Origin of the sequence: Hymenobacter siberiensis (assembly GCF_018967845.1) — a bacterium.
GTDB lineage: Bacteria > Bacteroidota > Bacteroidia > Cytophagales > Hymenobacteraceae > Hymenobacter > Hymenobacter siberiensis.
Window position 1 is genome coordinate 1,956,038 of the sequence record NZ_JAHLZZ010000001.1, and the last position, 15,218, is coordinate 1,971,255.

Genomic DNA, 15,218 nt, shown 5'->3' on the forward strand with positions numbered 1-15,218 from the left:
CATTTTGTTTGCTTCAGTGGCCGGAATGGGGCATGCGTTCGAACCCGACCACCTGTTGGCCGTGGCGAATCTGATTTCGCGCCGCGATACCTTGGCCGCGGCCCTGCGCGACGGCATCTACTGGGGCCTGGGCCACACCACCACGCTGGTACTGGTGGGAGCCGTTATCTTGTTGGGCCGCGTCACGTTCCTTACTTCGCCGTGGTTTGAAGTCGCGGTCGGGGTGTTGCTTGTGGGCATGGGCGTCAGCCGCCTGCTGGAGCAGCGCCGGCCGCCCGCCAAAGTGCGGCCGGGCGCTGCGCCTTCGCGGGCGGCCTTTGCCGTGGGCCTGCTGCACGGTCTGGCTGGCAGCGGCGCGCTGGTATTGCTTGTGATGAGCGAAATTCGCAGCGTCTGGGTGAGCGTGGGCTACTTCGCGGTATTCGGCGTGGGCTCTATTCTGGGCATGTTTATCGTGGCCGGGCTGTGCAGTGTGCCGTTTACCAAACGTATGCGGATTAGCCGGGTGCTGAAAACCTCAGCCATTACGCTTTCTTCCTTGGTGTGCATCGTGTACGGCTGGCACATGATTTATGAGAACTTGTAGGGTGCGGGGCTTGCCCCCGCCCGTCGTTGCACGACATTCGCTGAAACCATAACCCAAAGCGGCGCGAACGCCGGGCGGGGGCAAGCCCCGCACCCTACTCATGCACCTCTCCCCCAAAGACCTCGACAAGCTCGTTCTCCACCAGGCCGGTTTCGTGGCGCAGAAGCGCTACGCCCGCGGCCTGCTCCTGAACTACCCCGAAGCCCTGGCCCTCATCGCCACGCAGCTGCTGGAGTTCATCCGCGACGGCGAGCGGGTGGCCGTGCTCATGGACAAGGGCAAGCAGCTGCTGGGCCTGGCCGACGTGCTGCCCGGCGTGGCCGACATGATTCACGAAGTCCAAATCGAAGGCACCTTCCCCGACGGCACCAAGCTCGTGACCGTGCACCACCCCATCTGCCGCGAAACCGGTGATGCCGCCCTGGCCCTCTACGGCTCCGGCCTGAGCCGCGCCCCGGCCCCCGGCGCCGCGCCCGCCAACGCCAGCCACCCCCAACCTGGCGAATACCAGCTGCACCCAGCCGGACTCATCCTCAACGAAAGCCGCGCCACGGTGGACGTGGACGTCGTGAACATGGGCGACCGGCCCGTGCAGGTCGGCTCGCACTATCCCTTCTTCGAAACCAACGCGGCGCTGCACTTCGACCGCGCCGCCGCCTACGGTTTCCGCCTCAACATCCCGGCCGGCACGGCGGTGCGCTTCGAGCCCGGCGAGCGCAAGCGCGTGCGCCTGGTGGCCCTGGCCGGCGAGCGCATCGTGTACGGCGGCAATGGGCTCATTGATGGGAAACTGGATGATGCTGGCAAGAAGCAGCAGGCGCTGGAGAAACTGAAGCCGCTTTAACCCAAGTCAAATCTACCAGCAAATGAGCTTTTCGCTTGATGAGAATTCACCCGCAACTTGGTGGCTAATGCTTCTAATAAGCACTGTGCTACTAAGTGTCTTTTTATACACGATTCCGGACGCAATTCATAAATATGATGTCTCGAAAAATGGGAAATTAGTGTCCGTTGAAATAACAGAGGTAAGAGAAGTAACGATTGGAAGCAGGCATACTTATTCGCTTCATTTTAATTATCTGAACCAAAAAAAGCCGATTTTGACTATTGGCCGCAGTCTTTTCGACGCGATAAGGCACGATAAAGAAACGCAGCTACGGCACTTGCCGGAATATCCTGATTTATTTCTTGCTCCAGATTATGACGTGAAAGGACAATCAATTTCACAAGTTTTGCTCATTTGCTTTTTTGCCTTTATGTGGCCTTACAGCATTAATAAAATACGCACACTTCGCCGGTAAGCATATTTAACTTCAGCAGTCAGACCACCATTTTAAAATATGTCCCTCCCCATTTCCCGTCGCGCGTATGCCGACATGTACGGCCCCACCACCGGCGACCGGGTGCGCCTCGGCGATACCGGCCTGCTGATTGAAGTTGAACGCGACTACTGCGTGTACGGCGAGGAATGCAAGTTCGGCGGCGGCAAGGTGCTGCGCGACGGCATGGGCCAGGCCGCCGGCATCGGCCAAGCGGATGCGCTGGATTTGGTCATCACCAACGCGCTGGTGGTCGATTACACCGGTATTTTCAAGGCCGACATCGGCATCAAGGGCGGGCGCATCGTGGGCATCGGCAAGGCCGGCAACCCGCACATCATGCCCGGCGTCACGCCCGGCATGGTGGTGGGCGTCACCACCGAAGTCATTGCCGGCGAAGGCCAGCTGCTCACCGCCGGCGGCATCGACTGCCACATCCATTTCATCAGCCCCCAGCAGATTCCCGAGGCGCTGGCTTCCGGCGTGACCACCATGATTGGGGGCGGCACCGGGCCGGCGGCGGGCACCAACGCCACCACCTGCACGCCCGGCGTGTTCTACCTCGAAACCATGCTGAAGGCCACCGAGGCCTACCCGCTCAACTTCGGGTTTCTGGCCAAGGGCAATTCCTCCCGGCCCGAGGGGCTGCGCGAGCAGGCCGAGGCCGGGGCGCTGGGCTTCAAGCTGCACGAGGACTGGGGCACCACCCCGGCAGCCATCGACATGTGCCTCAGCATTGCCGAGGAATACGACGTGCAGGTCTGCATCCACACCGATACGCTGAACGAGAGCGGCTTCGTGGAAACCAGCACGGCGGCGTTCAAGGGCCGCACCATCCATTCCTACCACACCGAAGGGGCGGGCGGCGGCCACGCGCCCGACATCATCAAAATCTGCGGCGAGCCCAACGTCATCCCCTCGAGCACCAACCCCACGCGGCCCTTCACGGTGAACACCATCGACGAGCACCTCGACATGCTCATGGTCTGCCACCACCTCGACCGCAACATTCCCGAAGACGTGGCCTTCGCCGAAAGCCGCATCCGGGGCGAAACCATCGCCGCCGAAGACATCCTGCACGATATGGGCGCGCTCAGCATCATCAGCTCCGACTCGCAGGCCATGGGCCGGGTGGGCGAGGTCATCACCCGCACCTGGCAAACGGCCCATAAAATGAAGCAGCAGCGTGGCCCCCTGCCCGAAGACGCCGCCACCGGCCAGGCCGACAACTTCCGCGTGCGCCGCTACGTGGCCAAGTACACCATCAACCCGGCCCGCGCCCACGGCATTTCGCACGAAGTCGGCTCCGTCGAAATCGGCAAGCTGGCCGATTTAGTGCTTTGGAAACCCGCCTTTTTCGGCGCCCGCCCGGAGATGATTATTAAAGGCGGCATAATTGCCCAATCCCAGATGGGCGATGCCAACGCCTCCATTCCCACGCCGCAACCTTCCTTTTCGCGGCCCATGTTCGGCGCGCTGGGCGGGGCCATTGGGAAGAGCTCGATGGTGTTCGTATCGGGAGCTTCGGTTGAAAGAGTGCGGGCCGATTATGGGTTGACGAAGCAAGTAGTGGCGGTGAAGAACTGCCGGAATATCGGCAAGAAGGACATGGCCCTGAACGACTACCTGCCCAACATTTCGGTAGACCCGGAGACGTACCGGGTAATGGTGGACGGGCTGCACCTGACCTGCGAGCCGGCGGAGGTGCTGCCGCTGGCGCAGCTGTATAATCTGTTTTAATGTAGCGCGGACTTTTAGTCCGCGAGTCAGCCAATCCACCCGCGGACTAAAAGTCCGCGCTACATCCCATGCACTTCGCCCGCCTCCTGCACCTCGTCGATTCGGCCCTGCCCACCGGCTCGTTCGCCTATTCCTACGGCCTGGAAAGCAGCCACACCTTCGGCCTGCTCCGCTCCTCGGGCGACTTGCGCCAGTACCTGTATGCCTACCTGCAGCAGGCCGGCAGCGTCGAGCTGCCGTTCATGCATTCCGCCTTCCAGCTTACCGAAAAAAGCCCCAAATTTCTAACCCTCGCCGAAGAATACAACGCGCAACTCCTAGTGCCTGGCCTCTACAAAGCCAGCGCCGTGCAGGGCCGCAACTGGCTGAAACTGCTGGCCACCTTCTACCCGGAAGCCGAATTGGAATGCATTACCAACTGGTTTGCCACGCAGGAAACTCCGCCGCATTTCACGCTGGTTTTCACGCTGGCCTTGCAGCGGGCAGGTTTCGCGCTAGACGAGCTACAGGCCATGTACCTGCACATGCTGCTGCGCGACCAGCTCAGCGCCGCCATTCGCCTCGGGTTGCTGGGGCCGCTGGAGGGGCACCAGCTGCAACACGATTTCTACGCAGTGTTCGAGCATATTCTGGCGGCGCAGGCAGGGAAAGGATATGGAGAAGCCGTGCGCTCGGCGTTTATGCTCGATGTGGCGCAGGTGCTGCACGAGGATATTTATTCCAAGCTTTTCCAGAACTAATGTAGCGCGGACTTTTAGTCCGTGAGTCCAAATCAATCCACACATCTGCGGACTAAAAGTCCGCGCTACTACTCATGGCTTTTGTCGAAAAACTCGCCCTGCTTCTCCACGGCCACCAGCACGAAGCCTACGAATCGCCCGGCGACTTCAACGAGCGCGAAACGCGCCGCTTGCCGTCCTACCGCAATTTCCGCAAGCGGGCCTTCACCGTGGGCATTGGCGGGCCGGTGGGCACGGGCAAAACGGCCCTGCTGAAAGCGCTCTGCGAGCGGCTGCGGCACGAGTTCGAGTTGGGCGTGGTTACCAACGACATTTTCACCCGCGAAGACGCTGAATTCCTCATCCGGAATAGCGCCCTGAGCGCAGACCGGATTGTGGGCGTGGAAACCGGCGGCTGCCCGCACGCGGCCATCCGCGAGGACATTTCGCTGAACATGGATGCCCTCGAAGGACTGATGCAGCGCTTTGAGTTCAAGCTGGATTTTTTATTCGTGGAGAGCGGCGGCGACAACCTGGCCGCCCACTTCAGCCGCGAGCTGGTGGACTATTCTATCTACGTTATCGACGTGTCGGGCGGGGATAAAATCCCGCGCAAGGGCGGGCCGGGTATCACGCAGTCGGACTTGCTCATTATCAATAAAATCGACCTCAAAGACTTGATTAAAGCCGACCTCGGCGTGATGGAACGGGACTCGAAGAAGATGCGCGGTGACGGCCCGTTCCTGTTTGCGCGGGCCGTGGATGGGTTTGGGTTGGAGGAGATTATCGGCCACATCAAAGCCGCTAAGGCGCGGGCGCTGGCCGCCGTGCGCGAGGATAGGCGGTAGTAGCGCGGACTTTTAGTCCGTGAGTACTCTACCCTACTATTTTTAGTAATTGATTTTTAGCAAGTTGCCTCGTAATCCAGTTCAGTAGCGTTTCAACCAAGCAGGCCAATGGGTCCTCGGGCAGGGTCAGCGGGCGGGCGAGTTGGCGGAGCAGATTGAGGCCGTGGCGGCTCAGGCTGGCGGCCCGGTAGCCGTGGTTTTTGCGGGCAATGGGCTGGCGGCCGCCGTGGGCGGCCGCGCCCACGCCCAGACAAAACGCGTAGGCCAGGCTGACCAGGGCCACGAGCTTGCGCAGCTTTTGGAAACAGCGCAAGTGGGTGGCTTACAGGTTAAAGCCCCGCCCTTTCAGATTTTGAAAGCATTGCTCAATCGTCCAGCGCTTGGCATAGAGTTGCTCGAGGTGGTTCAGGCCGGCCGTGGCAAACAGGAAGACAAACGCGTCCGCCGCCACGGCCTTGACCCAGACCTGCCCCCAAACCCCGTCGACCTGCACGTGAGCGAAGCGGCGCACCTGCCCCGGCACCAGGCCCAGGTCGGCCACGGCCTGCCGCCGGCCGTCGGCGTGGGTCAGGCAGTGGTGCTTGGGCAGGCGCATGACAAAATTAAGCCCGTTGTCTTTGAGCCACTTGAACCACGCATGGCCGACAAATTCCCGGTCGCCCACGACCAGGCCGATGCGGTCTTTGCCCAGCAAGGCCACGCATTTTTCGAGCACGGCGATGCGGTCGGCGGCGTTGGAGTTGCCGCTGCGGTTGTCGAGTAGGTGCCAATAAAGGGGCACGTGGACCTCGCCCGTGCCGACGGTGACGAGCAGGATGTTCACCTGGCACTGGCCGAAGTCCCACTCCGTGCGGTCGAGGCATAAGCGCAGCTTGCCCTGCGCAGGCAACAAACTCAGTAAAAGTCTGGCCAACAGTACGTAATTGAGGTCTACTTCGCGGAAAAAGTCCTGAATGCGCGTTTCGTTCGAGGCGGGCTTGGCCGCGTCATTGAGGTGCTGGGCCACCTCGCCGAATTGCACGTTGCGGCTCTTTATCAGGCCAAGAATAAACTGGCCCACAAACTTTTGGCGGGACAAGTGGCCCACAAACGGGGCCTGTTGCAAAAGCGTCGTAATTTTGGCAGCGAAGTGTTGCTTCACGGGGCAGAACGGGTTTTTGGTGGTTGGAACCCCAAAGGTCGGGCTGCCCCGTTTTTATGCCCTAAAATTTAGTAGGGTAGAGTTGTCCGTGAGTTAATCCCGTTCACTCGCGGACTAAAAGTCCGCGCTACTGCTCCCGAATCTGCCGGTAGAGCATTTCTCGATACGTTTCGCCCACCGGAATCTCCTTGTCCTGAATATAAATCGTGTTGCCATCGACCATGCGAATCTTGTCGAGCGACACGATAAAGGACTTGTGCACCCGTAGAAACGGCGGCTGCGGCAGCGTCTCGGCCAGCTCCTTCAGGGTTTGATACGTCACCACGCGCTGCGTGGGCAGGTGGATGGACACGTAGTTGCTTAGCCCCTCGATGTAGAGAATGTCGGCGTAGTTGACGCGCAGAAACTTGTTCTTGCTCTCGCCTTTCACAAACATATGGCCGGTGGGCGGCGGGGCCAGCACGGCCGAAACCGGCGCTGCCAGCTGGGCGGGCGCGGCGGGCTCCGGCGCGGGGCCGGGCAGCAGCGCCAGGGCCTTTTGCGCCGCTTTGAAAAACCGCTCGAAGGAAATGGGCTTGAGCAGGTAGTCCACCACGTCGTTTTCGTAGCCTTCGAGCGCGTATTCGGGGTAGGCGGTGGTGAGGACGACTTTGCAGCGGTTGCCGGCCAGCTTAAGGAACTGCAGGCCAGTGAGCTTGGGCATCTGGATGTCGAGAAACACCAAATCGACCTGGCCCTGCTGCACCAGCGTCAGGGCTTCGATGGGGTTGGTGGTGGTGCCCACCAGCGTGAGGAAGGGCAGCTGGCCGATGTAATCGGCGAGAATGAGCAGGGCAGGGGCTTCGTCATCGACGGCGAGGCAGCGAATCATGGGCGGGGGGAGTTTAGGAAGGGTAAAGAACGGCAGGCAGCAATCCATCTGTCATCCTGAGCGCAGCGAAGGACCTTATCACGGTCGAACGATGGATACTAATCCAACTATTTACCGCAAACTGTTCATCGGTAATAAGGTCTTTCGCTGCGCTCAGGATGACAAACGGCTTCACCCCACCAGCCGCAACGAAGTCACAAACTGCTCTTCCGCCGCCCCAACGTGCAGCGTGTGCCGCTCCGGATATAGCAGCGCCAGCCGCCGGCGCAGGTTGGGTAGGCCGATGCCGGTGGTAGCATCCTTGTTATCGTCGCTGCGCTGGTTTTCGACTTCGAACTGCAGCTGCTCGCCTTCGATATTCAGGCGAATGTGGACGGGGTGAGCGGGGTCGTCGAGGACGCCGTGCTTGATGGCGTTTTCGACGAAGGGGATGAGGACGAGCGGGGCCACGCGGCGGCCGGCGGGCTCGCCGGTCACGGCGAAATCGACGTGGAAGCTGTCGGGGAAGCGCAGGCGGTAGAGGTCTAAATAATTGTGCAAGTACTCGATTTCTTTTTCCAGGTCGACTTGGCCGTCAGGGCTTTCGTGCAGCATGTAGCGCATCAGCTCCGAGAGTTTCAGGATGGCGTTGGCCACGGGTTTGGCCACCGGGTAGGCCATGCTGAAGAGCATGTTGAGGGTGTTGTAGAGGAAGTGCGGGTTGATTTGGGTCTTGAGGAAAGCGACTTCGGCGGCGCGCTTTTCGGTGCGCAGCTGGCGGTTTTCGCGCTCGCGGTGCACGGCCGCGCTGCCGGCCCATAGGGCGGCGCTCACGACAATCATGGGGCTGCCAAAAAACATATTATCGAAGATGTAGTACCACACCTTCGTGTCGGGCGAGTAATTGTGGAAGCCCAGTACGGCGGGATAAATCACCTCCTCAATGAGCGCCCGCGCCCCGATGTAGAGCGCCAGCACACCCAGCAGCGCCGCCACTAGCTGCGGGGCGCGGCCCGAGCGCAGCAACCGTGGATACACCACCAGGTAGCACAGGTAGAACTCCGCGAAGCGAATAAACAGGACCGAGGCCGTGAGCCAAAACCCGATGCGCAGTCCCGCCTGATGATGCAGGAATAAGCCCAGGAATTCGTAGCCGCCATACAGCAGCCAGCCCAGAACGTGCCAGCGAAGAGCGGATTTGGTCAGGAGGGAAGCCATATGTAGGGGGATAATAATTGAGTGACCAAAACTACCGCTCCCGGCCGCGCCCCGCACCTTTTTTATGCCAACCCCCGGTTTTGGGATGCCAACCGGGGAAAGGCACGAAAAGGGCGCTGGCACCGGGTTTTGGCGGGTTGGCATACTATTTTTTGTCCTGAAAATGGGCGCGCTCACCTTTGACTCGTCATTCAGCCAACCCCTTTTTCGTGATGAAAACGCTACTCCGCCTCCGCCTTTTTCTGCTGCTGCTCGTGCTGCCGGGGCTCGCCCAGCGCGCCGCTGCTCAGTCGGCCACCGCCACCGGTTCCATCCTCGATGCCGCCGGCCAGCCGCTGGCTTTCGCCACCGCCGTGCTGCTGCAATTGCCCGATTCCACCATTGCCAATTCCCAAACGACTACCGAACAGGGCGGCTATGCTTTCACCAGCATCAAGCCCGGCCGCTACTGCGTGAAGGCCCTGCTGATGAGCTATGCCAGCGCCCGTAGCGCCGCTTTCGTGGTGGGCAAAGAAGCCGTGACCGTACCCGCCCTGCGCCTGGCCCCCGCCGCCACCGCCCTGCAGGAAGTGACCGTAACCGGCACCACGCCCATACTGGAGCTGCACGCCGACCGTACCGTGCTGAACGTGGAGCGCCTGAACACGGCCGGCGAAACCGCCCTCGAAATCCTGAAAAAAGCTCCCGGCGTGACGCTGGACAAGGACGACAACATCGTGTATCGGGGCAGTACCGGCGTGAACGTGCTCATCGATGGCAAGCTGACCTACATGAGTGGCGCGGCCCTGAGCAATTACCTGAAGTCGCTGCCCGCCTCGGCCATCAGCCAGATTGAGCTGCTGCCCAACCCGCCCGCTTCGCTGGACGCCGCCGGCACGGCCGGCGTGCTCAACATCAAGCTGCGCCGCAGCCAGCGCCCGGGCCTGAGCGGCACCTACAACCTGGGCCTGGGCCAGGGCCGCTACGAAAAAAGCTGGGCCGGCACCAACCTGAGCTACAACGTGGGCAAGGTGCGCCTCTTCGCCCGCCTCGACGGCGGCCGCTACAACTCCTTCAACCGCCTTACCATGATTCGCACCATCCGCGACAGCCTCTTCAACCAGGAAAACGTGTGGCGGCCGCTCATGTACGCTGGCACCTACGCCACCGGTGCCGACGTGGCCCTGACCGCCCGCCAGAGCATCGGTCTGCAGCTGCGCGGCGGCTTAACCATCACCGACGCCGTGCGCACCAGCAACTCGGTGACCACCGACGCGGCCGGCAACCCCGGCGGCCGCCGCCAGATGACCAACCCCGAAACCAGCAATAATAATAACCTGGCTCTGAACGGCTACTATCGCTTCGCCCTCGACAGCACCGGCCGCGAGCTGAGCGCCGACCTCGACTACGTGCACTACGCCAGCGCCAGCAACCAAAGCTTCCGCAACCTGGTGTTTGCGGCCGGCAGCGAAGAGGGCCGCCCGGCCGAGCAGCTGCGCAGCGCGGCCTCGTCCGAAACTACCATCCGGGCCGCCAAAATCGACTACGTGCACCCCTTCGCCGGCACCAAGTGGCGGGCCGAAACCGGCGCGAAAACCAGCTGGGTGACGTCGCGCAGCGCCATTCAGTTCGATAAGCTGGCTGGCAGCGAATGGCTGCTTGATGCGCTGCGCACCAATCAGTTCCAGTACGACGAGCACATTTCGGCCGGCTACCTGAGCGTGAACACCAGCTATGGCCGGCTGGAACTGAAAGCGGGCCTGCGCGGCGAGCTAACCCAGACCAGCGGCCACTCGGCCACTACCGGCGAACAGGTTGACCGCCGCTACTTCCAGCTGTTCCCCAGCGCCTTCGCCAGCTACAAAATAACGGAGCAGGACCAGGTAAGCGCCTCCGTCAGCCGCCGCATCACCCGCCCCAACTACCAAAGCCTGAACCCCTTCCTCAACTACTCCGACTTCTACACCGCCCAGCAGGGGAACCCTTTCCTGGCCCCCTCGCTCTCGCAGTCGTTCGTGTTCAACTACTTGCACAAAGACTTCCAAATCCTGAGCCTGAGCTACCTGCACGAAACCAACTCGGTGAACCCTATAGTGACCCAGAACGACGTGACCAAGGTATCGACCAGCACTCCGCAGAACCTGGCCCAGGCCAGCACCCTCACCCTGAGCTCGGGCGGCCACACCGATATCACGAAGTGGTGGGGCGTGGATAACCAGCTGAGCGGCAGCTATACGCAAGTGGCTACCCAGGTCGAAAACCAAGCGGTGCGCCTGGCCAGCTACAGCTGGGAAGCCAGTTCCAACCACACCTTCGTGCTGCCTCGCAGCTACAAGCTCACGGTGAGCGGCGAATACAGCTCGCCCGCCGTGCAGGGCCTCTACCAGGCTAAAGCCAGCGGCTCGGTAAACCTGGGCCTGAAAAAGCAAATCTGGGCCGAAAGAGCCAGCTTCAGCCTGCGCGTCAGCGACGTGTTCAACACCAGCCGTTTCCGCAGCACCCTCCAATACAACAACGTGAACCAGACCTGGAACAACCAGTGGGAAAGCCGCCGCCTGACCCTGGCCTTCACCTGCAAAATCGGCAGCGGCAAAACCCAGGCCCGCCACGCCGCCGCCAGCACCGAAGAAGAAGTCCGCGTAGGGAATTAGGGAGCAGCCCAGACTTACAGCGTCCGCGCTACATTTTCCTGCCCAACGGGTTCCATCCCAGCAAATCCTCGCTAGCCAGGGCCGCCAGCAGCGCATCGCAGAGCGGCTGCAAGGCCATGCGGCTGTGCGCGGCGGCCCGCAGCAGACACACATTCTCCCGCGCCCGCGTTACCGACACCACCACCTCCTGGCTGCTCAGCCGGAAGTGCGGCCCCGTGCCGCCCGGCATCTTCTGCCGCGCCAGCACCTCGGCTAAAACCTGAAAGCGCGCATCCTCCGGATTACCCACTAAAAAAACCGAGAAGAAGCTCTGATACCCGGCGAAGTTGGCCGGCGAGGCGGCTATGTTTTCCTCGGGTTGAAAGCCGAACCTATCCAGTAGCGCCAGCCGGCCGCCCACCCGCACCCGCAGCTCCGACTGAAAGGACGTGAAGGCAAATCGCTCGCCCTGGTCCATGCGGCCGGAGTGGAACCAGTCGACCAGCAACAGGAGCGCCGTGGGGGCCAGGTGCCACTCCTGCGTCTGGCGGTAGCGGCTGGCGGCCTGCGGCACCACCGGGTCGGGGAATACCACGGCCAGGGCGTCGTCGCCCAATTCGCCCACGGTGTGCTGCTTGGCCACGGCCCCATCAATGGAGCGGAAAACCCGGGTGCTGGCCTGGGTGCTCAGCACCAGCTGCGCCCCGGCCTGCACCGCCACCCGCAGCCAGATAGCGTCGCCCGCCACCAGGCCGCCGCCGTAGCTGCTCAGCACTACATGGCAAAAGCTGCCGGGTGATGCGGGTTGCAGCAGCTTCAGCGGCTGCATGTTTTTGCAGGCAATGAGCCGCGTTTTGCCGCGCACCACGGCCGCCTCCAGCATGCTCCAGGGCGGGGTGGTGGGGGTGGGGGGCAGCGGTAGCAGGGCCGGAGAAACTTCGGGAACAGGCATCATGGGCCGCTAATTACGGGCCTGGCGCTGGTAAGCGGCCGGGGCCAGGGCTCCGGGCAATAGCGCCGGCCCCGGCCGCGTTTGAAAATAGCTGCGCGTCTGTATTTTCGGGCATTGCCGCGCTTCGTCTATGCAGAATTATTACCACGTTTTGGGGGTTGGGGCCACGGCCACGGCCCGGGAAATTGAGCAGGGCTACCTGCGCCAGCGCACCCGGCTCCGGCAGCTGGCCGCCGACCCCGCCATGCGCGTCCGCCTCACCGAGGTAGAGGCCGGCTACGGCATTCTGGGCCACCCGCGCCGCCGCGTGGCCTACGATGTGCTGCTGGCCCAGGAGCCCGATATGCCCGCGCTGCCGCCCCACTACGCGGCCGCCGAGGCGCGCTGGTACCACCACGCCCGCCTGGCCCGCAGCCTGAATGTGGCGCTGCTGGCCTGCTGCCTGCTGCTGGGCCTCGACTGGGCGCTGCCGCTGCGCCAATACCCCCACGAAACCGTGCAGAGCCGCTTCCCGGTATCGGTGCCGGCCGCACTTTCCGCCCCCGAGATGGCCTACCGCGTGCACACGGTGCACACCAGCTTCCGGTTGCCCAGCGCCATTGGCCACCGGGTGCGCATGGGCCAGGCCATCGCGGTGTGGCAAACGCCCCTACTAGGCATCGTGCAGCGCATCCGCGCACCCGGGTCGCCCGACGGCCCGGCTCCCTTCCGGCCCTACGGCGGCACCATCTACGGCACCTTTTTCCTGCTGCCGCTGCTGCTGGCCGCCGTGGCCGCCGTGGGCACCTGGCCCGGCCACTCGCCCGAAACCTACGTGAATACCGCCGCCGTCGGGGCCCTGCTCACCATTCTGACGCTCGTTATGCTGCTCTGTTTCTGAGGCCGAAAGCCAGTCGTCAAACCAGTCCTGCATATCAAATACCGAAGTAATCCGTAAGCACGAGCCTGGGGCTGCCCAACACCGCGCCCCGTTCTGTGTTCCATTCCTCACTAATTTCCTTCGTTCATGGATATTACCACTGCCCGTTCCCAGGAACTCCTGTTTGATGCTGCCCGCCGCGGCGATGTGCCCGCCCTGCGCGACCTTCTGGCCACTGGCCTCACCATCGACTCGGCCAACCCCAAGGGCTTCACCCCACTCATTCTGGCGGCCTACGACAACCATCCCGACGCTACCACTTTTCTCCTCGATGCCGGGGCCAATCCCAACGCCCAGGACACCAGCGGCAATACCGCCCTGATGGGCGTCAGCTTCAAAGGCTACCCCGGCGTTGCCCAGCGGCTCATTGCCGCCGGGGCCGACCTCAACCTCCAGAACGGCAACGGCGGCACGGCCCTCATGTTTGCCACCATGTTTGGCCGCAACGAGCTGGTGCAGCTGCTGCTCGATGCCGGCGCCGACCGGACCATTGCCGATGCCCGAGGCCTCACCGCGCTGCACTTAGCTGGCCAGCAGGGCAACGAGCAAGCCTTGGCGCTGCTGGGCGGCGAAGAGCAGGCGGCGGAATAGTCTCCCACCGAGTTTCTGGTAATTAGCGCGCTTCCAGCCGCAAACAAAGGCCCCGCATACATGCTCACCCGCGTGTTGGCGGGGCCTTCGTTTGCGCAACACCCTGCGCAATTTGTCAATCTAAAGTGCCTTTTAAGATAATACTTGGAATAGAAGCTGTTTAGAAAGGCACTCAAACGGTGATGCAGCGCGCAGCGCTGCATCACCGTTTGAGTGCCTTTTGTGACTTTCTAAACAACTCCATAATGTAATTTTAATCATGACTTGATTTCAGTTGATATTATAAATATTTATTGAAAGACAATACTGCCCCGACAAAGTAGGGTCATTGCACCAAATGCGTAGTTAGCGTTTTCAGGTTGAGCTTAAAAAAACATGTGTCGATTTCTGAATCGGAAGGCCCTTTCCAGCGCCAGGATTCGGTGAAATGATTTACTGGCTGCTCAAATAGTTACAACAGCCTCCTCACAACTCGCCTTGTTCAAAGCGTGTTATTGGTCAATGCGTTGTGAATATTAGCTCAACTATAGTAACGCTAACTGTGCAATTGGTGCAATGGCCCTGCCGACAAAGCTATGGGTTTGATTTGTGCATCATTTATGTTTAATTTGCATAAATGTAACGGCTGTTAGCAAACGGCTGGCCTTTGCCAGTACATTCCCACATTAATGTTAATGCGGGAAAAATGCTTATATGCACAAACAGACGATTTGCAACAATGCGTCTTGGGATGCTTTTCGGCCACTGCTGAATCTCGCGCATCAACCTAACGCATTATTCCGCACAAGCTTTATTATAAAATAAGTAAGACGAGCAAACATTTGCTTTCTGTGAATTATTAAATATTTGCCCGGAAAAAATTAATAATTCAGGTTTATACTTGTTCCGCCTGCACAGTGGCTTTCCCTGCTGAAAACGATTGTGGCTTATCAAACCACTGGGTTTTACGCGTAACTACTTTGTGAATAACTAATTTCCTCTACCAAAATCCTGCCCATATGCTGCTCTCTATACTGTTTGTTGCTGCGCAATTGCTGGTTGCTGGCCCATCGGCTGCTTCGAAAACTACCCCAGGCTTGCCTACTGTTTTGGCGGCTTCCGCCGTGGCGGGCCGCGTTACTAACGAGGTCGGAATGCCGCTGCCGGGTGTGTTTGTGGCGGTGCAGGGCACTCCCCAGGCCACGAGTACCAATGCCGCCGGCGATTTTCTGCTCACGCTCACCAGCGTAAAATCCGTCCTGCTGTTCAAATGCCAGGGCTACCGCGACCAGACCATGGCCGTAGCCGCCGGCAACTCGCTGACCGTGAAAATGCAGTCGCTCACCAAAGCCGTGGCGCCGCCCACCGGCCCGGTGCCCGTAGCCGTCGAAGTAGAAGCCGAGGCTGCCAGCTCGGCCACGGTGCTTAAGTTTTCGGAAGTGCTGCCGGCTTACCCGGGCGGCGAGTCGGCCTACTATGCGTTTGTGCGCCAAACGGCCCATTTCCCCGAAGAAGCCCTCAAGCAAGGTCTGTCGGGCACGGTGTACGTGAGCTTTGTGGTGGACCAGCAGGGCCGCATCGTCGATGCGGAAGTGGCTAAAGGCTGCGGCCACGGCTTCGACGAAGAAGCCCTGCGCACAATCCGCCTCATGCCGTGGTGGACGCCCGGCCTGATGGGCGGCAAGCCCGTGCGCGTGGCCCGCACCATGTCGGTGCCCTTTGCCTTCCGCTCGCGCGACTAGGTAGC

At 61.1% G+C, this 15,218-nt stretch carries 15 protein-coding genes; 10 read left to right on the forward strand and 5 right to left on the reverse strand.

Going from position 1 to position 15,218, the window contains the following annotated elements:
* Positions 1-25 precede the first annotated feature (25 nt).
* The 6 genes from KQ661_RS08490 to ureG all read left to right on the forward strand — a co-directional run bounded on the left by KQ661_RS08490 (position 26) and on the right by ureG (position 5,212).
* Positions 26-586 carry a HupE/UreJ family protein gene (locus tag KQ661_RS08490; RefSeq protein WP_216686161.1) on the forward strand — a complete coding sequence of 187 codons (561 nt, stop codon included), beginning with the start codon at positions 26-28 and terminating at the stop codon, positions 584-586.
* 100 nt (positions 587-686) lie between these two features.
* Positions 687-1,430, forward strand: a complete 744-nt coding sequence (locus tag KQ661_RS08495; RefSeq protein ID WP_216686162.1) for an urease subunit beta — start codon at positions 687-689, stop codon at positions 1,428-1,430.
* Positions 1,431-1,452: 22 nt separating this feature from the next.
* Positions 1,453-1,887 carry a hypothetical protein gene (locus KQ661_RS08500; protein ID WP_216686163.1) on the forward strand — a complete coding sequence of 145 codons (435 nt, stop codon included), beginning with the start codon at positions 1,453-1,455 and terminating at the stop codon, positions 1,885-1,887.
* A gap of 39 nt (positions 1,888-1,926) precedes the next feature.
* Entirely contained in the window at positions 1,927-3,645 is a 1,719-nt protein-coding gene (gene ureC / locus KQ661_RS08505) for an urease subunit alpha (protein ID WP_216686164.1), read from the forward strand.
* Between the two features lie 68 nt (positions 3,646-3,713).
* Positions 3,714-4,385, forward strand: coding sequence for an urease accessory protein UreF (locus tag KQ661_RS08510; protein WP_216686165.1), 672 nt, complete (start codon positions 3,714-3,716; stop codon positions 4,383-4,385).
* 74 nt (positions 4,386-4,459) lie between these two features.
* Positions 4,460-5,212: an urease accessory protein UreG gene (gene ureG, locus KQ661_RS08515; protein WP_216686166.1), complete on the forward strand. Its 753-nt coding sequence runs from the start codon at positions 4,460-4,462 to the stop codon at positions 5,210-5,212.
* 28 nt (positions 5,213-5,240) lie between these two features.
* Here ureG and KQ661_RS08520 read toward each other — a convergent pair whose 3' ends face one another.
* The 4 genes from KQ661_RS08520 to KQ661_RS08535 form a co-directional block, all read right to left on the reverse strand.
* A complete protein-coding gene (locus KQ661_RS08520; RefSeq protein WP_216686167.1) occupies positions 5,241-5,525 on the reverse strand; it encodes a hypothetical protein in 285 nt (94 codons plus the stop codon).
* Between the two features lie 9 nt (positions 5,526-5,534).
* Entirely contained in the window at positions 5,535-6,353 is an 819-nt protein-coding gene (locus tag KQ661_RS22065; protein WP_216686168.1) for a transposase, read from the reverse strand.
* 127 nt (positions 6,354-6,480) lie between these two features.
* Complete coding sequence (locus tag KQ661_RS08530; protein WP_216686169.1) at positions 6,481-7,224, reverse strand: LytR/AlgR family response regulator transcription factor; 744 nt, start codon at positions 7,222-7,224, stop codon at positions 6,481-6,483.
* Between the two features lie 171 nt (positions 7,225-7,395).
* Positions 7,396-8,421, reverse strand: a complete 1,026-nt coding sequence (locus KQ661_RS08535; RefSeq protein ID WP_216686170.1) for a sensor histidine kinase — start codon at positions 8,419-8,421, stop codon at positions 7,396-7,398.
* A gap of 212 nt (positions 8,422-8,633) precedes the next feature.
* Between KQ661_RS08535 and KQ661_RS08540 the strand changes: the two genes are divergently transcribed.
* Positions 8,634-11,051, forward strand: a complete 2,418-nt coding sequence (locus KQ661_RS08540) for a TonB-dependent receptor domain-containing protein (RefSeq protein WP_216686171.1) — start codon at positions 8,634-8,636, stop codon at positions 11,049-11,051.
* 28 nt (positions 11,052-11,079) lie between these two features.
* Here the strand turns inward: KQ661_RS08540 and KQ661_RS08545 are convergent, their stop codons facing one another.
* Positions 11,080-11,985, reverse strand: a complete 906-nt coding sequence (locus tag KQ661_RS08545) for an urease accessory protein UreD (protein WP_216686172.1) — start codon at positions 11,983-11,985, stop codon at positions 11,080-11,082.
* A gap of 127 nt (positions 11,986-12,112) precedes the next feature.
* On the opposite strand from KQ661_RS08545, the gene KQ661_RS08550 reads away from it, so the two are divergent.
* The 3 genes from KQ661_RS08550 (at position 12,113) to KQ661_RS08560 (ending at position 15,213) form a co-directional block, all read left to right on the forward strand.
* The gene (locus KQ661_RS08550; RefSeq protein ID WP_216686173.1) at positions 12,113-12,862 is read left to right on the forward strand and encodes a J domain-containing protein; all 750 of its coding nucleotides are present in this window, start codon (positions 12,113-12,115) and stop codon (positions 12,860-12,862) included.
* Between the two features lie 126 nt (positions 12,863-12,988).
* Positions 12,989-13,492 carry an ankyrin repeat domain-containing protein gene (locus KQ661_RS08555; RefSeq protein WP_216680236.1) on the forward strand — a complete coding sequence of 168 codons (504 nt, stop codon included), beginning with the start codon at positions 12,989-12,991 and terminating at the stop codon, positions 13,490-13,492.
* A 1,076-nt stretch (positions 13,493-14,568) separates the two neighbouring features.
* On the forward strand, positions 14,569-15,213 hold the full coding sequence (locus KQ661_RS08560; protein ID WP_216680237.1) for a TonB family protein: 645 nt from the start codon (positions 14,569-14,571) through the stop codon (positions 15,211-15,213).
* Positions 15,214-15,218: the final 5 nt, after the last annotated feature.